This window comes from Candidatus Roizmanbacteria bacterium, assembly GCA_016700135.1.
Lineage (GTDB): Bacteria > Patescibacteriota > Microgenomatia > UBA1406 > GWC2-37-13 > UBA1450.
Genome location: CP065004.1, coordinates 140956 through 166238 on the forward strand (window position 1 = coordinate 140956; position 25283 = coordinate 166238).

The following is a 25283-nucleotide window of genomic DNA, read 5'->3' on the forward strand; positions in this document are numbered from 1 at the left end:
TATGCAATTCGCCCTATTTATGTTAGGGATTTTTTTATTTGTTTAAACTTCTTACCACAGTACCAATGGCAACCAAATCAAACCCTCAAAACGCCTCAAGTCACATTCTGTTAGGCACAGAAGAAAATTTCATGAAAGATTTCGATCTTATCGCGGTCCAGAAAGACTCGTGGAGAAGATTTCTCGATATTGAACTTAAAGAAATCATTCAGGAATTTTTCCCGATAGATGACTACACCGGCAAGAAGCTCACTCTTCACTTTGAAGATCTTCTTTTCGGAGAACCCCGTTACGATCTTGAAACCTGCATAAAGAAAAAACTTACATATGATCAGCCGATATATCTACGCTTAAGTATCGAAAATAAAAAAACGGGACAAACTAAATCACAGGATGTTTACTTTTTCAATCTGCCTATCATGACCGAAAAAGGGACATTCATCATAAACGGTATTGAACGTGCAATCATCAGCCAGATCACACGATCCCCGGGAATGTATTTCACTGCCGAAATTGACAAAACAAGCGGTCTTACCCTTTACAATGCGGAAGTCCGACCGTATATCGGTTCATGGATTGATGTAAGTATCAATAAGTACGGTATCATCGAGATCAAAATCAATAAGCGAAGAAAGATGATCGCATCAGTCTTTTTGAAACTCTTTGACGGAGAAAGCAATAATGAACTGATGAATCACTTCCGTGATCTTGATCCGGATTTGGTAGAAAAATATATTACTCCTACACTGAAGAAAGATAAAACATCCAACAAAGACGAAGCCGTTCTGGAGTTTTACCGGAAAGTAAAACCGGGAGAGCCTCTCATTCTTGAAAATGCATACAAAACACTGAACACTCTGTTCTTTGATCCGAAACGATACTCTATGGGTCGTGTCGGAAGATATAAAATGAACAAGAAACTGAATCTTGATATTGAAAATGTTCCTGATAATTATCTTCTCCAGAAAGAAGATATGATTGAAGGTTTGAAATACCTTGTCCAACTGACCAAAAATCAGGGAGAATTCGATGATATTGATCATTTGGGAAACCGCAGACTCCGAACGGTCGGTGAACTCATCGGCATGTACGGAATCCGCGCCGGAATGATCCGTGTCGAAAAAGAGGTCAAAGAGCGAATGAGTCTGATCACCAGTGACGTCAATCCTACCCCGTCACAGGTTTTGAACAACAAACCGCTTATTGCAACCATAAATATCTTTTACAAAACCAATCAGCTGTCAACAATCGTCGATCAGACAAATCCGCTTTCAGAGCTTGATAATCTTCGACGTGTGACGGTAGGCGGACCGGGAGGTATCGAAAAACAGCGTGCTTCCTTCTCAATCCGAGATATTTCTTCTTCCCAGTACGGAAGAATTGATCCAATCAGATCTCCTGAAGGACCGAACATCGGTGTCGTGACTTACATGGCTATGTATGCACGCGTCAATGAATTCGGTTTCCTTGAGGCCCCGTACAAGAAAATAGTGAAAGAAAAGAAAGGAAGTAAAATCAAAGCCCGCATTTCAGATGAAGTCGATTATCTGCAGGCAGATGACGAAGAAAAATATTATGTTACAGCCTCCAACATCAACGTTGACGAAAAAGGATATATAACTGATGAACTCGTTGTTGCACGACACAAAGGAGAAATCGCTGAAGTAACACCTGACAAGGTTGATTACATTGACGTATCGCCGCGTGCTGCAATCGGACTTTCAGCAGCCATGATTCCTTTCTTGCAGAATGATGATGCTTCACGAGCCCTCATGGGAAGTCACATGCAATGTCAGGCTGTACCTTTGGTTAAGCCGCAGGCACCGCGTGTCGGAACCGGTATGGAACAGATCGTTTCAGCCGAACTCGGACGCACCATTCTTGCTCCTGAAGACGGAACCATTGAGTATGTCGACGGAAACAAAGTCGTTTTCAAAGGCTCATCCGGTAAAAAATACAATTATGAACTTGAAAGATATGTACGGACAAATAAAGACGTCGCTTTCGATCAGAAGCCGCGTGTAGAACCGAATCAGAAAATGAAAAAAGGCGAACTGATCGTAGACGGACCTGCCAGTGAAAACGGACAGCTTGCTCTCGGTCAAAACCTTGTAATCGCATATACATCACTACACGGTTTGGGTTACGAAGACGGTTTCGTCATCTCAGAAAGACTTTTGAAAGAAGACATGTTTACATCCATAACCAGTGAGGAATATGTCGCTGATGTTGTTGATACCAAACTCGGACCTGAAGAACTCACACGGGATCTTCCCAATGTCCGTGAAGAAATTCTCCAGAATCTTGATAAAGACGGATTTGTCTTGCCCGGAACTGATGTAAAGGGAGGAGATATTCTTGTCGGAAAAGTTGCTCCAAAAGGTGAGCGCGAACTGACTGCTGAAGAACGTCTTCTTCGTGCAATCTTCGGAGAAAAAGCAAAAGATGTCAAAGATACCTCACTCCGCATGCCGTACGGCGATCGCGGAACCGTGATTGACATTGATGTCATCGATGCCAAAAAAGATCCGAATGAACTTGAACCGAGTATTTTGAAGAGAATTCTTGTCCACACCGCACAGCTTAGAAAAGTAACTGTCGGAGACAAACTTGCGGGAAGACACGGAAACAAGGGTGTTATCGCAAAAATCCTTCCTGAGTACGACATGCCGTATCTTGAAGACGGAACACCGGTGGATGTCATCATCTCACCGCTTTCCATTCTTGCCCGTATGAATCTGGGACAGCTTTTTGAGACTATTCTCGGATGGATCGCTTTGAAAAACAATAACTATATTTCAGTACCCGTTTTCGAACAGATCAAAGAAGACTTTATCTTCGGAGAACTGGAAAAACTCGGTCTTCCGGCAGATGCCAAGATGACACTCTATGACGGAGCAACCGGAAAACCGTTTGAGCGACCGGTACTTGTCGGAATCGGATATATTATGAAACTCATTCACATGGTCGAGGATAAATTCCATGCTCGATCTGTCGGACCGTACTCACTCGTGACTCAACAGCCTCTGGGAGGTAAATCCCAGATGGGAGGTCAGCGATTCGGAGAGATGGAGGTCTGGGCACTTGAGGCACATCGTGTACCTCATACACTCCAGGAAATGCTTACCATCAAATCTGATGATGTACGGGGAAGACAGAAATCATTTGAGGCTATCATCAAGGGTCTCAATATTCCTCAATCCAATGTACCGGAGTCCTTCAACGTTCTTGTGAAAGAACTGAATGCTCTCGGATTATCAATTGACTATATTTCCTAAACGATTATGGATGACATGCAAATGCTGGATTTTTCCGGTTTGAAAATCAGACTCGCCTCACCTGAGGATATCTTGGGCTGGTCACACGGTGAAGTCACCAAACCTGAAACAATCAACTACCGAACATTCCGACCCGAAAAAGACGGTCTTTTTGATGAACGAATCTTTGGACCGACAAAAGATTACGAATGTTACTGCGGAAAATACAAAAGAATAAGATATAAAGGAATCGTCTGTGATCGTTGCGGAGTTGAAGTCACCTCCTCTGTCGTTCGACGTGAACGCATGGGACATCTCAAACTTGCAACACCTGTCGCACATATCTGGTACTTCAAAGGTGCTTCAAATCCTTTGAGTGTCATTCTCGACATCCCGACTCAGACCATGGAGAGAATTGTCTATTATGCTCTGTTCCTCGTCACCGGTGTCAACAAAGAACGACAGGAAGAAGTCGCACAGGCACTTGAAAAACTGAAGGATGAAGAAGTCAAAAAACAGGAAGAATGGTACGAAGGAGAAAAGAAAAAACTGAAAGAAACCTACGATAAAGAAAAGAAAAGTGTTGAAAAGAAAATCTCAAATCCTGAACAGCGAGATCTTGCTATGCAGGAAGTTGATATCAAAGAACGGGATGCATTCCGACGTCTTTCTGATCGTTTTATCGACCGGAAATCAAAATATGTCGCAATGTATGATCGTCTGACCAAAGTTGTCAAAACCCTGAGACCGCTTGATACTCTTGAAGAAGAAGATTATCTTTTCCTTAAGGATTATGATCTTGCTGACTTTGTAGAAGTCGGCATGGGTGCGGAAGTCATCCAGGATCTCCTCAAAAAACAGGATCTTAAAGAACTCATTTCAGAAACAATGAGTAAAATTTCAAAGACACGCGGTGAAAAAAGAAGCAAACTTCTGAAGAAGGTCAGAATACTTGAATCATTCATCAAAAGCGGGACATCACCTGAATGGATGATGATCTCTGTTCTGCCCGTCATTCCGCCGGATTTGCGACCTGTGGTCCAGCTTCCGGGAGGAAAATTTGCGACATCTGATTTGAATGATCTTTACAGACGCGTCATCAACAGAAATATAAGATTAAAACAACTTATTGAGCTTGGAGCACCGGAAATCATTTTGAGAAATGAAAAACGAATGCTTCAGGAATCCGTTGACTCACTTCTCGACCTTCAGAAATCACGGGGACGTGCTCAAACAAGAAGATCAGCAAAGAAACTGAAATCTCTTTCTGATGTCTTGCGGGGAAAACAGGGACGTTTCCGACAGAACCTTCTCGGAAAACGTGTTGATTACTCAGGCCGTTCCACCATTATCGTCGGTCCGGAACTTCGTATCGATCAATGCGGTATTCCGAAGGAAATGGCTCTTGAACTTTTTAAGCCGTATCTTTTACACGAAATCATCATCCGAGGACTGGCACCGAATATCAAAAGTGCTAAGAACTTCCTCGAAGAAAGACCGCCGGAGATTTATGATATTTTGGAAGAAATTACCAAAAATCATCCTGTTCTTCTGAACCGTGCTCCGACACTCCACAAACTGTCAATTTTGGGATTCTTCCCGGTTTTGACTGATGACAATGCTATCAAGCTTCATCCGACAGTCTGTTCAGGATACAATGCAGACTTCGACGGAGACGCAATGGGAGTTTTTGTGCCTCTTTCACAACAGGCAATTGATGAAGTAAAAGCCCGCATGTTGCCTTACCGCAACCTTTTGAAGCCGGCAGACGGATCACCGATCGTCATCCCGAACAAGGAAATGGCTCTCGGTGTGTATTATCTGACAACGCTTGATAAACATGCTGAGTCTTCTGAAGAAAAAATGAGAATCTTTGCAACTTCTGAAGAAGCATTGAGCAATTATCACCTTGACAGAATCACTCTTCGCCAGCCGATTCGAGTAAGAATCAACGGTGAAACTATGGTAACTTCAATCGGAAGAATCTTATTCAACGAGACACTTCCGCAGGAACTTCAATATGTAAATGAAGATGTCACAGCCGGCGATATTAAAGCTATCGTCGTGAAAGCGATGAAATTCCTATCACAGGAAGAAGTCGGTGCTATCATCGATCGCATCAAAGATCTCGGATTCTGGGGTGCAACCGTTTCATGCGGTCTCTCAGTTTCAATCTTTGATTGCAAGATCATCGAAGACAAAGACAAAATCATTGCAGAAGCTGAAAAAGAAGTTACGAATATCCAGGACAACTTCAATCAGGGACTGTTGACACTTGATGAAAAGAAACGCATCAGCAACAAACTGTGGATTGATATCACGGAAAAGCTTGCCGACAAAACCTGGGATGCTATTGATGAGGAAAATCCCGTCAAGATTATCATCCGTTCAGGAGGAGCCCGTGCTTCCCGTGAACAGCTGAAACAGCTTTCAGCTATGAAAGGACTTGTCGTCGACCCGATGGGAAAAATTATTGAGGTCCCGACAAAATCTAACTATCGTGAAGGGTTGAACGTATTTGAATACGTAGTTTCCGCACGAGGAGCCCGGAAAGGATTGACTGACTCAGCGTTGAAGACAGCCGACGCCGGTTATCTGACCCGAAGACTTCATGACGTCGCTCATGACATGATTATTCGCGAAGAAGACTGCGGCACTGCCACAGGCCTTCTGGTTGAATCAAAAGGAGAACGCGGTGACAAAATGATGCTCAGAATTGAAGGACGATATACGGCAGAGCCTGTAATGAAAGGGAAAAAGACACTAATCGAAACAGGAACTCTTATAGGTGAAGCAGAACTCAAACTAGTGAAAGATAATGAAATTGAACGTGTTACTGTCCGAACCCCTCTTTTCTGTAAATCAAAAACAGGGATTTGTCAGAAGTGTTACGGACTCGATCTTTCAACTCAGGATGTAGTAGAGATCGGAGTACCGGCAGGAGTACTTGCGGCACAGTCCATCGGGGAGCCTGGTACACAGCTTACGATGCGTGTCCGCCACTTCGGAGGTATCGTCATCTCAGACGTGACCCAGGGTTTACCGAGAGTTGAAGAACTCTTCGAAACAAGAAATCCGAAAGTCGTCTCACCTATCACAGAAATTGCCGGAAAAGTTTCCGTCACTGAAGATACAGACCGTGATATGTTTATCGTCAAAGTCACACCGACTAACGGTGAAGAAGACGAAGCTCAGGAATTCAGTATTCCGACAACTCAGAAACTGAAAGTTTCAGACGGCGATATGGTACCGGAAGGAACACAACTTTCTGAAGGGTACCTGAATATCAAGGATATTTTGAGTATCAAAGGTTTGCACTATGCTCAGCAATATCTTTTGAATGAAGTCCAGAAAGTATATGAATCACAGGGTATCGGGATCCATGATAAACATTTCGAAGTGATCATCCGCAAGATGAGTGACAAGGTCGTCATCGAAGACGAAGGAGATACTTCATTTACAAAAAATGAAGTGGTATCACGCGTCAAATTTGATGAAGAGAACAAGAAGACAATCGCTGTCGGAGGAAAACCGGCGGTCGGAAAAGTCACTATTTTCGGAATAACACGAGCTGCCATTTATACAGACTCCTGGTTGTCAGCCGCATCGTTTGAGCAGACAACTAATGTTCTTTCAAAAGCGGCCATCAGAGGTCAGGTAGACGGCTTGCTAGGACTGAAAGAGAATGTTATAATTGGACGTCTAATACCTGTCACACAAGACTTAATTACAAAATATTATTCACAAGCTAAAACACAATATGCCAACGATCAACCAACTGGTGAGGAAAAGCCGATTGAAGAAAATACGGAAATCGAGAGCAACGGCACTGAAGTCTAACTACAATGCAGTCAAACGACGATATGTAGATAACGACAGTCCGATGAAGCGCGGTGTGTGTACTATCGTACGTACCATGACACCAAAAAAGCCGAACTCCGCCCTTCGAAAAGTAGCAAGAGTCCGACTTTCCAACCGAATGGAGGTAACTGCCTACATTCCGGGTATCGGTCACAACCTTGCTGAGCACTCGATCGTACTCGTTCGAGGAGGCCGTGTGAAAGATCTTCCGGGTGTGAAATACCATGTTGTACGCAACAAATTCGACACAACCGGAGTTGATAAACGAACAACATCAAGATCAAAATACGGTACAAAAAAACCGAAACAGAAGTAAATGGCTTGTAGGTAGTAGGCTGTAGGCTGTAGAAAGCATATTGCATTTACAGATATACAAAATACCAACAAGCTACTACCTACCGCCTACGAACTAACAAGTTTATTAGTAACAACAATGCCCAGACATCAATACAAAAGACGACAACCGGATGCAGATCCAGTCTACAATAGTTATGAAGTTGCAAAACTCATCAACTATCTCATGCTTGATGGAAAGAAATCAGTCGCACAGAAAATTGTGTACAAGACACTCGAAAATCTTCAGAAAGAAGATAATGATGCACTGATTACCTTAAATAAAGCAATTGCTAACGTGACTCCGGATCGTGAAGTCCGACCGAGAAGATTGGGAGGAGCTTCATACCTTGTCCCGACCGAAGTCCGTTCAGAGCGGAAACTTCACCTTGCTCTGAACTGGATTTTAGAGGCAGCACGTTCAAGATCAAACAAAGAGTTTCACTCTTTTGAAGACAAACTGACATCCGAAATTGTCGAAGCCGCAAAAAATCAAGGACAGGCTGTTGCAAAAAAACAACAGACCGAGAAGCTTGCAGATCAGAATAAGGCATTCTCTCACTTAAAGTGGTAAGATAATATAATCCTGAATTTCGAAATTCTAAAATCCCATAATGAAACTGAATTGGGTATTTAGAATTTCGATTTTCCTATTTTAGAATTTAAAAAAACATATGGCCCAAAACGTCGTTACAACAAAAAACCGCAATGTCCCACAAGACAAAATCCGCAACGTCGGTGTTATTGCACATATCGATTCGGGAAAGACAACAACAACTGAACGAATTCTTTTTTACACGGGAAGAAGCTACAAGATCGGAGACATTGACGAAGGAAATACACAGATGGACTGGATGGAACAGGAACGTGAGCGCGGTATCACCATCGTTTCTGCTGCAACGACGACGTTCTGGAAAGATGTCCGATTCAACATTATTGATACTCCGGGCCACGTAGATTTTACTGCTGAAGTCGAACGATCACTCCGTGTTCTTGACGGTGGAGTCGTCGTGTTTGATGCAGAAGAAGGAGTGCAGAGTCAGTCGGAAACAGTATGGCGCCAGGCTGATAAATATAAAGTTCCGCGTATCACTTTTATCAACAAGATGGATAAACTTGGTGCGAACTTCGAAGGTACGGTTAAAGAAATTGAAGAAAGACTCGGAGCTCATCCTATTGTCATGGTGTATCCAATCGGATCCGAAGATACATTCCGCGGTGTGGTCGACCTCATGACGATGAAGGCACTGATTTGGGGAAAAGATGAAAAAGGTATCGAATACGATATTGTTGATGAAATCCCTGAAGAAGTCAAAGGAAAAGTAACTGAATATCGTGCAAAAATGATCGAGCAAATCGCAGAACAGGACGATGCTCTGCTTGAAAAATATCTTGCAGGAGAAGAACCTACTGTTGAAGAAATGAAAGCGGCACTAAGAAAAGCAGTTATCGGATACAAGATAGTACCGATCTATGCCGGAACATCACTTAGAAATAAAGGAGTCCAGCCCGTACTTGACGCTATCGTTGATTACCTTCCTTCGCCGAAAGATCTGAAGGAAGTTCACGGCACAAAACCGGGAACAGAAGAGGTACTAACAAGACAGCTTGATCCGAAAGAGCATTTTTCATCTCTTGCATTCAAAATCCAACTTGATCCTCATGTCGGTAAAATTACATATACCCGCATCTACTCAGGTGTTCTGAAATCGGGTTCATATGTATACAATGTCACTACAGGTAGAAAAGAACGAGTAAGCCGTCTTCTTCTTATGCACGCAAATCAGCGCGAAGAAATCGAAGAAGCATATGCAGGAGAAATCGTCGCACTTGTCGGTCCGAAAGAAACAAAGACCGGCGACACATTGGCTGACGAAGATAATCCCGTCATTCTTGAATCTATTACATTCCCTGAACCGGTTATTTCCCTTGCTATCGAACCGAAAACAAAATCCGATCAGGAAAAACTTTCCTATGCATTGCAGAGACTCTCAGATGAGGATCCGACATTCCAGGTAAAAGTAAACCACGAAACAAATCAGACTATTATGTCAGGAATGGGAGAACTCCATTTGGAGATCCTTGTGGATCGTATGAAGCGGGAAATGGGCCTTCAGGCAAATATCGGAAGTCCTCAAGTCGCATATAAAGAAACGATCACACAACCTGCAGATGCGGAAGGGAAATATATAAAACAGACCGGAGGACACGGTCAATACGGACACTGTTTGCTGAAGCTTGAACCTCTCGGTCGCGGTGAGGGTTTTATCTTTGAAAATAATGTTAAAGGAGGAGCAATTCCGTCTGAGTTTATTCCTTCAGTTGAAAAAGGTGTCAGATCGGCTCTTGATAAAGGTGTCCTTCTCGGATTCCCGATTACTGACTTGAAAGTTTCACTCTATGACGGAAGCTATCATGATGTTGACTCATCGGATATCGCCTTCCAGATCGCAGGAACTATGGCATTGCAGGACGGTGTTGAAAAAGGAGGCGCAACCCTTCTTGAGCCTATTATGAGACTTGAAATCACAGTCCCTGATGAGTTTATGGGCACTGCAATCGGCGACGTCTCAAGCAGAAGAGGAAAAGTCCTCGGAACGGAAAAACGAAATCGTGTTACTGTCATCAAGGCCTATGCCCCTCTTGCTGAACTTTCAGGATATGCGACCGTCCTTCGATCGCTTACTGAAGGTCGGGGAGTATTCTATATGGAACCTTCTCACTATGAGGAAGTCCCGAAGAATATCATCGCCTCAATGCAGAATAAATAAGCCCTGTTTCATGCGGAAAGCTGTAGAATAAATGTATTGCCGTTTTTACGGAGGGTTTATGAAAACACTTGTCATCTCTGATACACATCTCGATCTTCCCTTTGATGAAAAGAAATTTGCATTGCTTAGCCGTATCATCAATGATGCTGACCGTGTCATTATAAACGGTGATTTTTGGGAAGGCTTTCTCCTGACGTTTGATGAATTCTATGCTTCTGAATGGAGAAACTTGTTTCCGCTTCTTAAAGAAAAACAAGCTGTTTATATTTTCGGAAATCATGATGCTCAAGAATATAATGATCCGGAAAAAATTAAAGAGTTTTCCATCATCCAAACAGACAGATATTCTTTTCGGGAAAATGAATTTGTCTTTATCTTTGAACACGGCCACAGAATACTTCCTCTTGAGAAGACCAAGCCTGATGTGACGGATCCGAAGTTTCACAAAATTGTCCGTAAGGTTGATGCTCTAGAAAGATTGTTCATTCGTTATTTCGGATCTTTTTATCAGGCACTTGTTTCAGGATTTAATACAGTTGTAAAAAAACGCATACAACATGAATTAAAGGATAATGAACTCTTTTTTTGCGGCCACACTCATATTCATGAGATAAATCATAAAAAACGTTTCTACAACACGGGAATAATAAAGCACGGTTTAGCACAGTACATCTACATTGAAAACGGAGAAATTATTCCCAGAAAAGAAAGATATTAAAAACTATTCTTGCGGATAAATACGCTCTTCACGAAGTGCGATAACCAGAGGACATTGCTCATGATCATGTTTCTTGGCTGGACAATATTTACGGCCATAATCAATCATTCTTAAAGTAAACTCCGTCCATTCTGCTTTTGGCAGAATCGCCGTCAGATCCTTTTCAATTTTCTCCGGGTCTGACTCGTTTGTCAGTCCGTATACGTTCGACAGTCTTCGCACATGCGTGTCAACAGCTACACCCTCCACTATTCCAAAAGCATTTCCAAGAACGACATTGGCTGTCTTCCGCGCTACTCCGGGAAGCGTCATCATCTCCTCCATCGTTTGCGGGATGGAGTCATGGTATTTTTCATGCACAATTTTTGCCGTAGCCAGGACGTTTTTAGCTTTATTTTTGTAGAAACCGGTCGATTTTATATCCTGCTCGAATTCGGTAATGTTTGCTTTTGCATAGCTTTCGATTGTCGGATATTTCTTAAATAACTTTTCAGTCACAATATTCACCCGAGCATCCGTGCACTGAGCTGAAAGGATCACGGCTACCAAAAATTCCCAAGGGGTTGAATAGTTAAGAGCAGACTTTGTCTGAGGAAACAGTGATTTTAATGTTTTAACTATTACTGTTGCCCGTTTCCCTTTCAGTTCAAGATCATTCATATGCTATGTAGTAACTTTGTATTCACCGTTTTTCTCTGCAATAATTCCTTCAGAGGTCAACTGCTTGAGCACATTATACAATCGTGCTTTTTCAAATCCCAATCTTTTTTCAAGAAGTTCTCTTTCTGCCGACCCTTCATTCAATAAATAACGCAATACGGCGCCGCGCACTTGCCTGTTCGAACCTTCAAACTTACTTTGCTTTGAATAATGCTTACTTTTCCAGTTCGGATTGGGAACGGTTCTTCCTAAATAGGTCCCGTAATCCATAAGTGCATAAAACCAGTCCCTCGGATTTTTTTTGTCAAGCGTTTCCCGAACAAGCGGCATAATGTCTCTATCTGATACTTCTTTTTTGTCACTGAAGAAATGATGAATATAAACACGTCTGACATTGGTTTCTATAAACGGTTCAGCAATATTATACGAATAAACGACAATAGACCGTGCAGTCGCAGGTCCGATACCGGGAAACTCTTCCAAAACTCCAGGATCTCTCGGTACGATAGAGTCATATTTTTCGACAATTATTTTTGCAATTTCTCTGAGATACTTTCCCCTTCTGTTGTACCCCATCCCCTGCCATTCACGAAGCACTTTTTCAAGAGGAGCCGAGGCTAGTGATTTAAAATCGGGAAACACTTCTAAAAAATGAGGGAACTTTTCTGCAACTCTCGAAACCTGAGTTTGCTGCAGCATTATTTCTGAAACAACAACCCAGTATGGATTTATATACTCACGCCATATGAGATCACGTTTATTTTCCCGATAAAAATCCCTGACCTTTGCTTGGAAAGATTTATTACTTCGGAGACTGTTGGACATCTTCTTGCTGTTGCACTTTCAATAATCGTTTTTCCTTAAAAAGAAATATAGCAATATCTGCAAGTCCGACAATAACCGTCATCACAATAAACGGCAATGCACTTTCAAAACCGCGGAATAATACGAAAAGTATTGATACTGTGACGTTCATGAGAGACCATATTCCCATAAATAATTCAAATAATTCTCTTTCAAAGTCTTTCAGTAATTGACCGAGACGCGAGTGTATTTTGTTTACCACTCCGATCCGGCCCAACCCAAAAAGCATCAGTATTGCCAGCATTAGAAGTTGTATCAGCAATCCGAAAGCAAAGAGAAGTTGAGTTGAAAAGTAGCTGCCGATATCTGAAAAAAGCGTTTGGTACACAATTGCAACCGCGAATTTCAGATATTCAATTGTGTTTGCAAATGAAAATTGTGACTCCATCGTGATTTTCGGATAATTCTGTGTTTCTTCCCCGAGATGAAATTCCTGTGTCGTATTCGCATAGCCGATTGCACGAGTTGTAATCCGATATTTTCCGAGAGGTAAGGCAATATTCAATAACCCTTCGTGATCGGTATAGAAGGGTTGGAAAAGTCCTCTTCCGGTGTTGAGAAAGGAAAAAGCTGAGTTGAAAGGATAATACTGTTTACGGGATTCTTCATAGCGTTCGACCTGAACAAATGTCGCTTCAATCGGTTTTTCTTTTCCGTCTACAACTTTAAGCGGTTTTGATACCAGGAATGAATAAGGAGTCACTGTTTTTGAATATTTACCGAAATTATCGGTAATTTCAAGCGTAAAGAAATAATTGTCCAGAATATCCGGCGTTGCGATTTCGGCTGAAAAAGTATCCGGTGCTACTTCAGTGAACTGTACCTGCTGCACATTGTTCTGAGCAATTGTCGAGACACCTAAGACCGATCTGCTGACAAATGTTCCTTTTAATGTTTTGATATTTTCCGGATTATCCATTTCGACTGCAATAACTACCGGCAAATCATTCGGAACCACCAGCCGTCTGGAAGTTTTTGCATTGAGCTGCAAACTATTCCAAAGAGTACGGGTAGACAAAACCCGATAGCTCGTCCCTTCCTTGGCTGTCTTGAAAATAAAAATATCTGATTCTATGGTTTTATTCAGTAACTTATTTGTTGCAAAAATTTTGAAACAATACGCTGTATCAGGTGTCAAGTTTTCAAATACAATTTCATGATATCTTGCATTTTCATCGAGTACTAATTCCTGTGTAAACTCATCAGCTGAGCAAAGATCATATCTCACAAGGACAGTAGCATCGAGTGAGGTGGTTGATGTGAAGATCGCATTATCCTCTCCTACGTGCTCTACAGATACTTTTTCAAATTTAAACTCTTTAAATGTCGGTTTTGGAGTAGGAAGCACAGAAAGAACCGGAGTTATGGAACCTTTTGGTGTCGGTGTTGCCGAAGGCCCAGGAGTCGGAGTCGGACCGGTAGGGGTGGCAGACGGCGTTGGGGTTCTCGTAACGGTTGGAGTATTCGTAATTGTCGGTGTATTTGTGAGGGTCGGACCTGTGGGTGAAGGAGTAATTGTGGGTTCAGTCGGTGTCGGAGTTTCAGTCGGACCGGTAGGTGTCGGGGAATGGGTAATTGTCGGTTCAGTCGGTGTCGGAGTCTCAGTCGGACCGGTAGGTGTCGGGGAATGGGTAATTGTCGGTTCAGTCGGTGTCGGACTTTCTGTCGAATCGGTCGGTGTGGGCGTCGGAGAATCAGAAGGTGTCGGAGTCAGATTCGGATCAACGTACAACAAATACTCAACCTGCGGATGCACTGCATTTTGATAGGTTGCATCCGCATTGGTGTATACAAGAATTCTGTTTGTAGTAAGAAAAGATGACTTTACCTGCAGGTCAAAACTCACTTCATGGTAAGTACCGTTGTTGTCTACTCTGTCAATTTCCCAGGTTATAGTTCTGTTTAGCAGATCAACAACCGGCTCTGTTCCGGAATCACTAAAAGTAGCTGAACCGATGACATAATCATAAACCTCCACGTAGTTTGATCCGCTTCCTTCAATAAGACCCTCTTCCCACGAGGCAACAAGTGTCATAGGAAACCCCGTAGTTGGAGCTACTGAGTACTGGATTGTAAAGGTAACAACTTCTGTCGGGTAAATCTCTCCCCCTTCAGGTTTCGAGGCCGTAACAACAACACTAAAATCGTTGACGGTCGGATCTATCGCTGCGGTCACATCCAATTCATGTTCAACCGCGGAATTCTGCCTGACAATAAACAGACTTAGAAGAGTGATGATGGTCAAAACGGAAATGAAGCGCTTCATACTTCTTCTATTGTACTAGAATTTACCGTTCAAAAATGACTAATTCCTCTTCAGCACGCGTCACTCCTGTATACAACCATCGTCGCCATTCATCATCGTTCATTTTTCCGAAACGCTCTTCAAAGAGAACAACTTTTCGTGCCTGGCTTCCCTGTGCTTTGTGGACTGTCAGAGCATAACCGAAATCAAATAAATCTCCGATCATTATTTGTGATCGTTCTTTCGTAAAGTTCAGTGCCGAATCGTGCCCGAATTGTTTGGATGAAATGAGACCTAAATACGGCTCATCTTCACCGTCCATTGAAATTTCTGCTCTATACCAGTCACTATTTTCTTCCTGAATGTCCCGAATGGTACCGATCATTCCGTTAAATATTCCTTTTTTATGATTATTTCGAAGGCAAATAACCCTATCTCCGACAGTCGGTTTGACTGTCTCAAATCCCAGTGCCTGTCTTATATGAGAATTTAGCCGTTTTCTCGTATGATTGTAACCGCAAAGAATAAGTGTATCTTCACTGTAGTTTTGCAGTAACTCGTTCATTTCCAGATATGCATCAGGATCTTCTTCCCCGTACTTCACAACACCTCCTCCGTATTGTCCCGGACGAATATACCCGTGTTCCCGTGCTTGAATAGAAATTCCGATAATCGGATTTTTCTCCGCCTGCCTGTGAATGTGTTCAAGAAGAATATCTGGTTTGTCCATAAGGTTAAATGATCCACGGATAGGCGGTAACTGGCCATGATCCCCAACCGCCAGAATGGGTACTTTATAGGACAATAAATGTTTCCAGATAACACCATCTACCATTGAAGCTTCATCGACTATGATGAGCTTTCGATCAATTTCCTCTTTCTGTTGCCATCCGATGATCTCTTCTTTCTCATTAACAACTGGTGAATAAATCAGTGAATGGATTGTACCGACTGTATCCTGTTTATATTTCACATCTTCATCTAGAAGTTTGCCGTGTAGTACTCGTGCCGCTTTCCCAGTATAAGACACAAAACCTACTTTTAATTTCGGATCCAGACTATCAAGCTGACGACGGAGATGTGCAAGGAGAGTCGATTTACCGGTTCCGGCATATCCTCCAAGTGTGATAAAACTTTTTTTATTCGGATCTTTATACCATGAAAGGATTAGATCAAGTGCCTGCTTTTGATCAGAGGAAAGAGTAATCATAGGTGATTATTGTACTCTTCTTTCCTTTGGTTATCCATTCAGGAACAGTATGCTTAATGCAGCTAATATCATACCGAGTGATATTCCTGCAATTGGCACATGCTTCAAATCACACTTAAAACAAACCGGTAGCAACTCATCAAAACTAATATATACCATTACTCCAGCTACTACTGCAAATAACGCATATACCAGATCTGTTTCAAGATACGGTCTTAGGATGAAATAGGCAAAAAGGCCACCGATTGGTTCAATAATTCCTGCCAGAAAACCGTATTTCAAAGCCGTCATTTTGCTTTTTGTAGCAGCCAGGATCGGAACGGCAATTGCAATTCCTTCAGGAATGTTGTGCAGCGTTATCGCAAGGGCTAAAACAGCGCCGAATTCGATATTAACATATGACCCCATAAAAACAGTCACGCCTTCAGGAAAATTATGCAGAGCAAGACCGATTGCAACCATAACACCTGTTGAGTAAAGTCTATTATCACACCGTTCTTTTTGACAATTTGTATTAAAGAGCAAGGAATGAGGAAAAAAACGATCTACTATAGCCATAAATAATATTCCCGAAAAGAATAGTAGGTTTCCAAAAGCAAAACCGATATGTTGAATACTTTCCGGAAGAAGTTCAATGAATGACAAATACAGCATCACACCTGCCGAGAGCCCAAGAAAGAAATGAAGGGTGTTGTTTGATATATTCCGATACAGGAATAGGAATCCGGCGCCTGCTGTCGTAGACAGACCGGCAATAAGAGATAGAGAAAAAGGAAGAAAAAAATCCATGCATGCATTATACAATCAAATTCCTTATGATCCTGCTTCCTGCTCCATGTTCTTAAGCCTCGTGTAGTAGTCAGGAATTTCTTTCAAATGAGCCCAGGCAATTTTTCCTGTCATCTGGAGATCATCGTTTGTGACATTCGTTTCTTTGTCATGCAATCCATGCTCCATCTCTACTTCAAGTCCCATTCGGAACTGTTCCAAATCATAGGTATTCCAATCCATGCCGAGTCTGTCTCCGATGTCTTTAGCCTGTATTGCCGTAAATATTTGTGTCATTTCTGTTCACCTTCCTTTTTGCCTATAAATTTTCTTACTTCAAAGTGATCTATTACTACATCTTCCGGCTGTTCAAGAACGAATACTACAATGTTAGCGATATCTTTGGTGTTCATTGACAGTTCTGCCGAAGACGGCATATCGATTCCGGCAGCTTTCAAAATATTGGTAGCCATTCCTCCCGGATAGAATCCCATGATTTTGATACCATTACCCGTTAATTCTTCTTTCAGCGTTTCGGTAAATCCATGAAGAGCATGTTTTGTTGCCGTATAAATAATTCCGTAAGCGTCTTTTGTCTCAACACCCGCAATTGACATAACATTCAGTATTTGTCCTGCAGATTGTTGTTTCATGACAGGGACAATCGCGCGTGTCATATAAATGGTTCCGAGAGTATTTGTTGCAAAAAGGGCACCGATTTTCTCAACTGAATAGCTTTCAATCGGGCCCGCTGCCCAGATACCGGCATTGTTGATGAGAATATCAATCCTCCCGAATTGCTGTTTCAAAGCACTGACTGTTGTCGCAACCTGTGCGGCATCACTGACATCGCAGAGATAATACTCTGCTTCTGCACCCAGACTTTCACATTCCGTTTTAACTTCTTTTAACTTATCTTCTGATCTCGCAAGAATCGCTATTTTTGCATGCTCTTCTGCACATTTAAGAGCAATTGATTTCCCAAGTCCGTCACTTGCACCGGTAATGACGACGACTTTCCCTTCGATACTCATAAACTGTAAGAAATGGTAATAATTCATTGTATACCTGTTAGGACGGGAAGTAAATGAGCAGCTCATGATAATTCGTCTTGACCTGATAGAATAAAAACTATGAGCGAAGCAGATAATCCCCACTTACCCTTTACAAGAGGTAGGAAAGTCGGAAGCGGAGAAACGAGAGATATCTACGATCACCCTGAGGGTTCTGTTGTAACAAAAATATATAAAGAAAAAGATGCGACGCCACAAAACTATACGGAAGTAGAACTGGATGATCTTATTCAGCAAGTCGGAGCCGATAAGGCACAAATTGAGTTTGTCCGGAATGAATTGGTACAACGGGGAGGACATGCGGAAACGGTGCCGGAAAGCGGATTTGCTATTCATCAATCATCTCATGGCGGATTAACTTTTTCTGAAGCACAGGGAAAGGTGACAGGCAAGACACTTCAAGAAAACAGCGGAGCTGTCTGGAATTTACCCGGAGAATCACTGGACGAGCTTATACATATATTTGAACTTAATAACAATCTTCTTCAAAAGGGCCAAGCACTGGATATTGTGGGAGGGACTGATAAACAAGGTTCAAATACTTCAAAAGCTATCGCCCGTTTGTTGCCGCTCTTTTTTTCGAGAAATATTATGATAGACGATAATCAGAACGTGAAATATGTTGATCCAAAAGTTTTTACTCGAGACTATCTTCAATCACCCGAAAGCGGTGGAGCTGTAAATAAAATTATATCCCGAATCGGCTCAGAAACCAGTGTTTTGTTTCTGAAGGCGTTGAGATTGTTTAAATGAACAAATGCCGATTCTTTGGAAAGTCATACAAGCAGTAATCAGCTTTTTCACGTGGTAAGATATTACGCAGGCGAATTATCTTATTTGCCTCCATTTTTTCCCTGTTTACAATATTAAATTATTATGAACATTGCGATCGCCTATGCCAGTATGTACGGAACTACCACATCCGTCGCACAGGAACTGAAACAATATCTTAAACAAAAAAACATTGCAGTTGATCTATTGGATGTCATGGAGACAAATCCTGATAACCTCACATCATATGATTTAATTTTCTTCGGAGTATCAACATACGGTGACGGGGAGTTAAATCCGGTAGCAGAAGACTTTTTTGCAAAGACCAAGGAGATTGCTCATACCTGCAATCATACGAAATTTGCAATTTTTGCACTAGGCGATAAAGCATATCCTCAATTTGCTAAAAGCGGTGAATTGACACAAGAAATTCTCGAATCTATGAATGCTCAGGTCATTACCCCTATCCTGACAATTGAAGCAAGCCCGTTTGATGAAGCTATTCGAAAGACAAAAACCTGGGCAGACGAAATAATAAGCCAAGTAACCCCAATTTGAGATATCACCTAAGTGAAACTGCGGAGCATACGGGTCTGGAACCAGTGTGTCCCATAGCCACTTACACCTTTCAGAGGTAATTGTACAAGAAATGGGACAAATCGGACACTATAAAAAAGGAGTGTCTTGTTTTGATGAAACAAAACTATTGACAATAAATTAGCAGTCTGATAATATGATTGCTAATAAGGTGCAAAGGATGTACACATACGCTTTGACCAGCGAAGTGGTCCCAAATAAGACATCTTGTGTTGTGGTACATCAGTTTCACCTTTTGATAATTAATAAGTATTAATTAAAAGAAAGGAGAATACTATGTCACTAGATTTAGTTCCAAGAAGATTACTTTCATTCCCATCTATAATGCCTTCAATTTGGGATAATGATGACGATTGGTTTACTGCTCCATCTACCCAAACAGGTTTATCAATTTCTGAGGATGAGCAAAAAGTATATGTAGAAGCTGCTCTCCCAGGAATTAATCCAGATAACATTGAAGTTACTTATCAAGATGGTTATGTTTGGATAAAAGGACAACAGCAAGAGGAGGAAAATGATAAGCAAAAGAAATACTATCGTAAGGCCTCTAATGCTTTCTCCTACAGAGTTGCCGTTCCTGGTGAAGTTGATTTAAACAAAGAACCAGAAGCATTTTATGAGCATGGAGTGATGAAAGTATCCTTCATGAAATCTGAGGCAAGTAAGCCAAAGAGAATCACTATTAAGCAGAAAAAACAGCTTGGTAGTGGAAAATAATCCTGTAGCTTCTGTTTGTTGGGCAGAAACGAAATGTTTCTGCCCAAATAAGAGGCTAACCAGTAATTTCTCTACTCAATTATGAATTTATATCAAGTATTTTTGTGATATGAATAGAAAAATTGCTTTATACAACTATCCAATAAGAAGTAGCACTATTGTTACAGCACTAAGAATAGTTTCTGTGGTGCTAATTGGCATTTTGTTAAGTTTTGTTAGCTATATACCACTAGTGTTGTTAAAAGCAATTTTTTCTTTTGAAGCTCCGATTATATTTATTTCAATACTAATACAGATAGCTATTCTTGTTTTAGTTAGTCTTGGTATTGTTTCACTACTGATGAAGTGGGCTGGAACCTCTTACGTTATTAAAGATAGTGAAATTATTGTTCAACAAGGAATATTTAACATTAAACAAAAAATTTATCCCCTTGAAGGTCATGAAGAAGTTAAAATCTACAAGTCATTTTTTGGGAAAATTTTTGATTATGGAACTCTGTCTATCTATCAGCCGGTCTTACAGAAGTATATTACTCTAGAGAATATTCAAGATCCTGATTTATTTGCTGAAGTAATTAGGCAAACTAAGTCAAAAGAGTCACTCAGTTCAGAAAGAGTAATCTTTTCAAGAAAAAAGAAAAAGTAAGTTTGTTTTACAAATACTTGTACTTAGATATCCCTGTAGTTCGAATCCTAGGATGCGGTGTGCTTTCGAAAAAATTCGAACTGATTTCGCCCAAAATTTGTAGGGCGGGCGGAATTCCCCCCAGACCCCCCTTCCGCCCGCCCGCAGAAGCGACCCTTTCGGATTGGACGATTTCAAGTTTTTCGTTCCGCTTTTAGCGGAACTCTGGGTTTCGCCCAGTTTGGCGGCAAATTCTTTTTATTTAAAAATTTCTTTAAAAACTACTTCTAATTCTTTATCTATATTGCTGGGTAATTTTGTATGTGGAATTTTTAAGTTTTTTAACACTGTATCAAATCTTTCAAATCCACCAAGACTTCTTAATTCAACCCATTCAATTTTTAAACTATTCAATTGTTTTTTGTTAATGTCAGAAAGTTTGTCAGCTACAAAAACTTTACTGTCTCGTGCTATAACCGCATCTGCACTTTCTGGATTCCCTCTTCCCATTAATTTTACTTCGCATTTATACTGATTTGTTCCTTCAACCAAATAAAAATCAATTTCTCTTTCAAAATCATCTTTTTCAATATCTTTACCTTTTATCTTTAAAGCATAGTTTGCTTCGGGAACACCGTATAATTTACAAAGAGTTTGCATTAGTGGTTTTTCTACTCTCTTTCCCGCAGTACTCCATAACCCACCTCTTAATTCTGCTCTTTTAACTGCCAAAGTATTTATTACGATCAAACTCTCACTAACATTTAGATCAACACTTACGCCTTTGAATTTGATAGTTAAGGTGAGTTCAAGATCGTGTTCTGTATCAACCAAATTCTTTATAGATTCATATAGTAAATCATAATGTTCATTTGATGCATCAATTACTATTTCCTTTGTTGAGGAATTAAACATATTGTGGATTGTCTTTTTATTCAATCCGGAGTTTATAGCAATTTCCTTAGCTGGCAAATTTGGATTTAAAAAAGCTTTTTTATACCAATCAACAGTAATGTCTTTACTTTTTAGTTTTGCATCTACGATATGTTTAAAAAAATCTATTGCGAATTGTAAAAATTCAGCGTTAATCAACGTTACAACTTCAATTCTATAATCTTCGCCTTTCAGCAATTTCTTGATTATATTTTTAGCAACTTGTTCTGTTATTGTCATATATTTTCCTTAATTATATTTATAAAATTTTTTATGTCGATGAAGTTTGGTTGATTATTCTTTTGATTAAACAAATCATCTTTTTTAATTAAATCTTCTTTCATCCTATTTACATATTTTGCTTCTTTTTCTGTCAGGAAGAAATTCCTGTTAAGATTGACAGCAGCTCTTCCCAATGTTCCGCTTCCAGCGAATGGATCAAAAATTAAATCATCAACAAAAGAATAATATTTTATAACTCTATTGCATAATTCCATTGGAAAAACAGCACTGTGAACCCTATCAAAAGTAGGGTCTATGTGCCAAACATTCGTGGTTTCGTATTTGTCTTGAACTTTGCTTTTCTTTACTTTATCCCAACTATATTGATGTATATTCCAGTCAATTAGTTTATCTGTCTTTTTTCTATAAACCATTAGCATTTCAGTAATTGCGTTAGGTTTATAACCTAATGGTTTTCGATGTTGTAAAAAACCCGCATTTCTATTTTTTACACTTGCTTCGGGTTTCACCCAAACTATATCGTCGATAAACTCCCAACCCATTTTAACCAATAAAGGATGAATGTCATATGGAATAGGGTATCTTTTACTTGCGTGAGCACGACTTATTCTAGGAATTATAATTGGTGAAGTATTAAGTACAAAAAATCTACCTTCTTTTGTAACCCGATGAACCTCTTTAAAAACTTCCTCTAAAAAATTTAAATACTCATCATAACTCTGATAAATTGAATAATCTCTAGCATTGTAATAGGGCGGTGAAGTAAAAGTTAAGTGAACAGATTCTTCAGGAACATACTTTAATACCTCTAAAACATCTCCTTGAACAATAGTATTTTTTAAATATTTAGGAAATTCATCGTGCTTGCCGCTATTTTTTGAACTATAGCTTACACCATTAATTTCCTTACCTATAACCTCCTTTATTAACTCATTCGGATGATTAAGTAATTTAGATAACTCTTTTTTAACTTGGTCATTATTTGAAAAAACAAGTAATCCACGAATGGCCTGCATTACAACTTTCGGATCTTTATCTGATAATAATTTTATCAAGACTGGAATAGTTTTCTCGTTTCTTAATCGCCCAATAGCAGAAACTGATTCTCTTCTAACTTCAGTACTTTCATCTTGTTTTGCGAATTTAACGAAAGTATCTAGTAAGGAAATATCACCAATTTTTGCAAGATTCTTCAAGGCAAGTGATCTTATTGTCTCATTGTTATTCTCTAATAAATTCAATAGTGGTTGTTTGCTGTATCCATTTTTCAATCTTCCTAATTTCTCTAACACATAAACAATAGTACCGTCATTTTGATCTTGTAGAAACGATAAAAGAGCTTTTGTATCATTTTTTAAACTATCAATCTGTTCTTTGTTTATTTGTTTGCTTAAAACTGATCTATTCATAATTTTATTTCATTAAATTATCAATAGTAATCCCTAATCCGTTAGCTATCTTCATAACTGTTTGAATAGTCGGTTTGGTTATTACATTGCTTTCAATTTTGGTTAGTGTTGTATAAGGAAGATCGGATTTTCTCGCCAATTCATCCTGTGTCAAACCTTGCTTATTTCTAAGCTGTTTTATTTTATCCCCAATGGTTTCATTATTGTTTTGACTTTTCATAGTTTCCTAAGTATGATAGTATTAGTATGGGTGCTTATTTAACCCTTCATAAATATGATAACAAATATACTGGAATCAATCAAATTAAAAATGAGGGAAGCCCGCTTTTGGCCCAAAATGAAGTTCGAGCCGATATTTTTTCAGGTTCTTTGGCAGTTTTTCAATCCGAAAGGGCGCTTCTGCGGGCGGGCGGAAGGGGGGTCTGGGGGAGAATTCCGCCCGCCCTACAAATTTTGGGCGAAATCAGTTCGAATTTTTTCGAAAGCACACCGCCAGTTAGGAAATGTCTTTGTTGGCTCGTCGCCTCTCTCGAGGGCTCGCCAGCCGATTTTAAGCGCAAATTGGAATTTTTTCTTTGCCCCGAATGGGCTGGCCAAAAGCGGGCTTCCCTAATTTTCATTTTTAATTTTTAAGAAGGAACTATGAAATATTTTATTTACACTCGAAAATCAACGGATAGTGAAGAAAGACAGGTTTTAAGTATTGAAGCTCAGCTTGCTGAGCTAAAAGAATTTGCCGCCAAAGAAAAACTTGAAATCGTCGCCTCGCTTAGCGAGGCAAAAACTGCCAAAGAACCTGGCCGAACTGTGTTCGGCGAAATGCTTGCTCGGATTGAAAAGGGCGAAGCCCAAGGAATTTTGGCTTGGCATCCGGATAGACTGGCTAGAAATTCCATTGACGGAGGCAAAATCATTTATCTGCTGGACACAGGAAAGATCAAGGATTTGAAATTCCCAACATTTTGGTTTGATAGCACACCGCAGGGAAAATTTATGCTAAACATTGCCTTTGGCCAAAGCAAATACTACATTGACAACTTAAGCGAAAACATCAAACGAGGACAGCGAGCAAAGTTAAGAAAAGGCATTTGGCCAAACTTTGCCCCGCTTGGTTATTCCAATAATCCAAAAACAAGGGCGATTGATATTGATAGCGAGAAAGCACCATTTGTCAGAAAAGCATTTGAACTTTACGCAACTGGAGAATACACACTAAAAGCCCTTGCTAAAGTTTTGGATCAAGCGGGGCTAAGAAGCTATAAAGGCAATGTTCTTTCCGTTTCCTGTGTCCAGCGACTTTTGCAAAATCCGATTTATTACGGAGTATTTTCTTTTAATGGTGAAATTTATGACGGAACGCACGAGCCAATTATTTCCAAGAAACTTTTTGATTCTGTTCAACAAGTAATGAGCAACCGAGGAAAAAAGAAAAGAAAGAGAAAACACGAATTTGCTTTTTCTGGGCTGATGAAATGCGGAAATTGCGGTTGCTTCATTACTGCTGAAAAACAAAAAGGTCATAACTATTATCGTTGCACCAAGAAAAAGCAACCATGTAATGAGAAATATTTGCGAGAAGAAAATCTTGTTGAACAGATAAAAGCAGTTATTCAAAAAGTTTCTTTGCCTGACGATTGGGCGGAAAATATGATTGCCGAGATAGACAAGGAACGAGAACGGGCGAAAGAAGAAACGAAAGTTTTTGTTCAAAATCTGCAAGCTAAGAAAACAGAGATTGAATCCAAAGCCGAAAATCTGCTTGATCTGTTTATTGGCGGAAAAGGTATTGAACCAGAAGAATATCAGCTTAAAAAACAAAAACTTCTCAACGAGAAGCTGGATATTCAACAGAAAATTAAAGATTTTGAACAAAAAGGAAATAATTGGCTCGAACCGATGAAAGAAATGATTTTAGCCAGTAGCAAAGCCAAAATTCTTTTGTCGCAAAGCGACAATCAAGAAATCCGAGCATTCCTAAAAAATATCGGCTCGAACTTCATTTTGAAAGATAAAAAATTCCAATTTGCGCTTAAAATCGGCTGGCGAGCCCTCGAGAGAGGCGACGAGCCAACAAAGACATTTCCTAACTGGCGGAGAGGGGGGGATTCGAACCCCCGGTGGGTTACCCCACGCCGGTTTTCGAAACCGGTACATTCGGCCGCTCTGTCACCTCTCCTTGTGATATGTATTATATCAATATTACCTCAAACCTTCATTTGTAGTGGACA

Annotated in this window: 21 protein-coding genes, 1 tRNA gene and 2 pseudogenes; 13 read left to right on the top strand and 11 right to left on the bottom strand. The window is 40.4% G+C overall.

Translation table 11 applies throughout. The annotated features are described in order from the left end of the window. Nucleotides 1–65 precede the first annotated feature (65 nt). The 6 genes from IPM65_00725 to IPM65_00750 all read left to right on the top strand — a co-directional run bounded on the left by IPM65_00725 (nt 66) and on the right by IPM65_00750 (nt 10940). Nucleotides 66–3278 carry a DNA-directed RNA polymerase subunit beta gene (locus IPM65_00725; protein ID QQS44117.1) on the top strand — a complete coding sequence of 1071 codons (3213 nt, stop codon included), beginning with the start codon at nt 66–68 and terminating at the stop codon, nt 3276–3278. A gap of 6 nt (nt 3279–3284) precedes the next feature. Further along, entirely contained in the window at nt 3285–7097 is a 3813-nt protein-coding gene (rpoC, locus tag IPM65_00730) for a DNA-directed RNA polymerase subunit beta' (GenBank protein QQS44118.1), read from the top strand. Next, entirely contained in the window at nt 7018–7434 is a 417-nt protein-coding gene (rpsL, locus tag IPM65_00735; GenBank protein ID QQS44119.1) for a 30S ribosomal protein S12, read from the top strand. Before rpoC ends, rpsL begins: the two co-directional genes overlap by 80 nt. A 117-nt stretch (nt 7435–7551) precedes the next feature. Beyond that, nucleotides 7552–8025, top strand: coding sequence for a 30S ribosomal protein S7 (gene rpsG / locus IPM65_00740; protein ID QQS44120.1), 474 nt, complete (start codon nt 7552–7554; stop codon nt 8023–8025). A 100-nt stretch (nt 8026–8125) separates the two neighbouring features. Then, nucleotides 8126–10222, top strand: coding sequence for an elongation factor G (gene fusA, locus IPM65_00745; GenBank protein QQS44121.1), 2097 nt, complete (start codon nt 8126–8128; stop codon nt 10220–10222). Nucleotides 10223–10280: 58 nt separating this feature from the next. After that, nucleotides 10281–10940, top strand: coding sequence for a metallophosphoesterase family protein (locus IPM65_00750; protein ID QQS44122.1), 660 nt, complete (start codon nt 10281–10283; stop codon nt 10938–10940). Nucleotides 10941–10943: 3 nt separating this feature from the next. Here IPM65_00750 and nth read toward each other — a convergent pair whose 3' ends face one another. From nth to IPM65_00785, 7 genes are read right to left on the bottom strand one after another with little or no spacing between them, the layout of a single operon-like run. Beyond that, nucleotides 10944–11600 carry an endonuclease III gene (gene nth / locus IPM65_00755; GenBank protein QQS44123.1) on the bottom strand — a complete coding sequence of 219 codons (657 nt, stop codon included), beginning with the start codon at nt 11598–11600 and terminating at the stop codon, nt 10944–10946. 3 nt (nt 11601–11603) lie between these two features. After that, nucleotides 11604–12425, bottom strand: coding sequence for an A/G-specific adenine glycosylase (locus tag IPM65_00760; protein ID QQS44124.1), 822 nt, complete (start codon nt 12423–12425; stop codon nt 11604–11606). After that, on the bottom strand, nt 12403–14730 hold the full coding sequence (locus IPM65_00765) for a hypothetical protein (GenBank protein ID QQS44735.1): 2328 nt from the start codon (nt 14728–14730) through the stop codon (nt 12403–12405). Before IPM65_00765 ends, IPM65_00760 begins: the two co-directional genes overlap by 23 nt. Before the next feature lie 22 nt (nt 14731–14752). After that, complete coding sequence (locus tag IPM65_00770) at nt 14753–15919, bottom strand: AAA family ATPase (protein QQS44125.1); 1167 nt, start codon at nt 15917–15919, stop codon at nt 14753–14755. Between the two features lie 30 nt (nt 15920–15949). Further along, nucleotides 15950–16708, bottom strand: a complete 759-nt coding sequence (locus IPM65_00775) for a ZIP family metal transporter (GenBank protein ID QQS44126.1) — start codon at nt 16706–16708, stop codon at nt 15950–15952. Between the two features lie 24 nt (nt 16709–16732). Next, entirely contained in the window at nt 16733–16984 is a 252-nt protein-coding gene (locus tag IPM65_00780; protein ID QQS44127.1) for a hypothetical protein, read from the bottom strand. Further along, entirely contained in the window at nt 16981–17721 is a 741-nt protein-coding gene (locus tag IPM65_00785; protein ID QQS44128.1) for an SDR family oxidoreductase, read from the bottom strand. Before IPM65_00785 ends, IPM65_00780 begins: the two co-directional genes overlap by 4 nt. 99 nt (nt 17722–17820) lie before the next feature. On the opposite strand from IPM65_00785, the gene IPM65_00790 reads away from it, so the two are divergent. The 4 genes from IPM65_00790 (at nt 17821) to IPM65_00805 (ending at nt 20491) form a co-directional block, all read left to right on the top strand. Continuing rightward, the gene (locus IPM65_00790; GenBank protein QQS44129.1) at nt 17821–18513 is read left to right on the top strand and encodes a hypothetical protein; all 693 of its coding nucleotides are present in this window, start codon (nt 17821–17823) and stop codon (nt 18511–18513) included. A 123-nt stretch (nt 18514–18636) separates the two neighbouring features. After that, nucleotides 18637–19089 carry a flavodoxin domain-containing protein gene (locus IPM65_00795; GenBank protein ID QQS44130.1) on the top strand — a complete coding sequence of 151 codons (453 nt, stop codon included), beginning with the start codon at nt 18637–18639 and terminating at the stop codon, nt 19087–19089. Nucleotides 19090–19404: 315 nt separating this feature from the next. Next, nucleotides 19405–19845, top strand: a complete 441-nt coding sequence (locus IPM65_00800) for an Hsp20/alpha crystallin family protein (GenBank protein QQS44131.1) — start codon at nt 19405–19407, stop codon at nt 19843–19845. A gap of 109 nt (nt 19846–19954) precedes the next feature. After that, a complete protein-coding gene (locus IPM65_00805; protein ID QQS44132.1) occupies nt 19955–20491 on the top strand; it encodes a PH domain-containing protein in 537 nt (178 codons plus the stop codon). A 237-nt stretch (nt 20492–20728) separates the two neighbouring features. Here IPM65_00805 and IPM65_00810 read toward each other — a convergent pair whose 3' ends face one another. From IPM65_00810 to IPM65_00820, 3 genes are read right to left on the bottom strand one after another with little or no spacing between them, the layout of a single operon-like run. Further along, complete coding sequence (locus tag IPM65_00810; GenBank protein QQS44133.1) at nt 20729–21643, bottom strand: CfrBI family restriction endonuclease; 915 nt, start codon at nt 21641–21643, stop codon at nt 20729–20731. Further along, complete coding sequence (locus IPM65_00815; GenBank protein QQS44134.1) at nt 21640–23055, bottom strand: HEAT repeat domain-containing protein; 1416 nt, start codon at nt 23053–23055, stop codon at nt 21640–21642. Before IPM65_00815 ends, IPM65_00810 begins: the two co-directional genes overlap by 4 nt. Nucleotides 23056–23059: 4 nt before the next feature. Further along, nucleotides 23060–23275: a helix-turn-helix transcriptional regulator gene (locus IPM65_00820; protein QQS44135.1), complete on the bottom strand. Its 216-nt coding sequence runs from the start codon at nt 23273–23275 to the stop codon at nt 23060–23062. Between the two features lie 26 nt (nt 23276–23301). Here IPM65_00820 and IPM65_00825 point away from each other — a divergent pair, with 26 nt between their 5' ends. From IPM65_00825 to IPM65_00835, 3 genes and pseudogenes are all read left to right on the top strand, one after another. Further along, nucleotides 23302–23688: a hypothetical protein gene (locus IPM65_00825; GenBank protein QQS44136.1), complete on the top strand. Its 387-nt coding sequence runs from the start codon at nt 23302–23304 to the stop codon at nt 23686–23688. 9 nt (nt 23689–23697) lie between these two features. After that, nucleotides 23698–24141, top strand: a pseudogene (locus IPM65_00830) (recombinase family protein). A 321-nt stretch (nt 24142–24462) separates the two neighbouring features. Then, nucleotides 24463–24669, top strand: a pseudogene (locus IPM65_00835) (zinc ribbon domain-containing protein). Nucleotides 24670–25143: 474 nt separating this feature from the next. On the opposite strand, the gene IPM65_00840 reads toward IPM65_00835, so the two are convergent. Then, nucleotides 25144–25231 (bottom strand) — tRNA-Ser (locus tag IPM65_00840). Nucleotides 25232–25283: the final 52 nt, after the last annotated feature.

Bases quoted from the DNA above. Each gene is read 5' to 3' on its own strand.
- IPM65_00725 (QQS44117.1), top strand. From the start codon at position 66: ATGGCAACCAAATCAAACCCTCAAAACGCCTCAAGTCACATTCTGTTA.
- rpoC (QQS44118.1), top strand. From the start codon at position 3,285: ATGGATGACATGCAAATGCTGGATTTTTCCGGTTTGAAAATCAGACTC.
- rpsL (QQS44119.1), top strand. From the start codon at position 7,018: ATGCCAACGATCAACCAACTGGTGAGGAAAAGCCGATTGAAGAAAATA.
- rpsG (QQS44120.1), top strand. From the start codon at position 7,552: ATGCCCAGACATCAATACAAAAGACGACAACCGGATGCAGATCCAGTC.
- fusA (QQS44121.1), top strand. From the start codon at position 8,126: ATGGCCCAAAACGTCGTTACAACAAAAAACCGCAATGTCCCACAAGAC.
- IPM65_00750 (QQS44122.1), top strand. From the start codon at position 10,281: ATGAAAACACTTGTCATCTCTGATACACATCTCGATCTTCCCTTTGAT.
- nth (QQS44123.1), bottom strand. From the start codon at position 11,600: ATGAATGATCTTGAACTGAAAGGGAAACGGGCAACAGTAATAGTTAAA.
- IPM65_00760 (QQS44124.1), bottom strand. From the start codon at position 12,425: ATGTCCAACAGTCTCCGAAGTAATAAATCTTTCCAAGCAAAGGTCAGG.
- IPM65_00765 (QQS44735.1), bottom strand. From the start codon at position 14,730: ATGAAGCGCTTCATTTCCGTTTTGACCATCATCACTCTTCTAAGTCTG.
- IPM65_00770 (QQS44125.1), bottom strand. From the start codon at position 15,919: ATGATTACTCTTTCCTCTGATCAAAAGCAGGCACTTGATCTAATCCTT.
- IPM65_00775 (QQS44126.1), bottom strand. From the start codon at position 16,708: ATGGATTTTTTTCTTCCTTTTTCTCTATCTCTTATTGCCGGTCTGTCT.
- IPM65_00780 (QQS44127.1), bottom strand. From the start codon at position 16,984: ATGACACAAATATTTACGGCAATACAGGCTAAAGACATCGGAGACAGA.
- IPM65_00785 (QQS44128.1), bottom strand. From the start codon at position 17,721: ATGAGTATCGAAGGGAAAGTCGTCGTCATTACCGGTGCAAGTGACGGA.
- IPM65_00790 (QQS44129.1), top strand. From the start codon at position 17,821: ATGAGCGAAGCAGATAATCCCCACTTACCCTTTACAAGAGGTAGGAAA.
- IPM65_00795 (QQS44130.1), top strand. From the start codon at position 18,637: ATGAACATTGCGATCGCCTATGCCAGTATGTACGGAACTACCACATCC.
- IPM65_00800 (QQS44131.1), top strand. From the start codon at position 19,405: ATGTCACTAGATTTAGTTCCAAGAAGATTACTTTCATTCCCATCTATA.
- IPM65_00805 (QQS44132.1), top strand. From the start codon at position 19,955: ATGAATAGAAAAATTGCTTTATACAACTATCCAATAAGAAGTAGCACT.
- IPM65_00810 (QQS44133.1), bottom strand. From the start codon at position 21,643: ATGACAATAACAGAACAAGTTGCTAAAAATATAATCAAGAAATTGCTG.
- IPM65_00815 (QQS44134.1), bottom strand. From the start codon at position 23,055: ATGAATAGATCAGTTTTAAGCAAACAAATAAACAAAGAACAGATTGAT.
- IPM65_00820 (QQS44135.1), bottom strand. From the start codon at position 23,275: ATGAAAAGTCAAAACAATAATGAAACCATTGGGGATAAAATAAAACAG.
- IPM65_00825 (QQS44136.1), top strand. From the start codon at position 23,302: ATGGGTGCTTATTTAACCCTTCATAAATATGATAACAAATATACTGGA.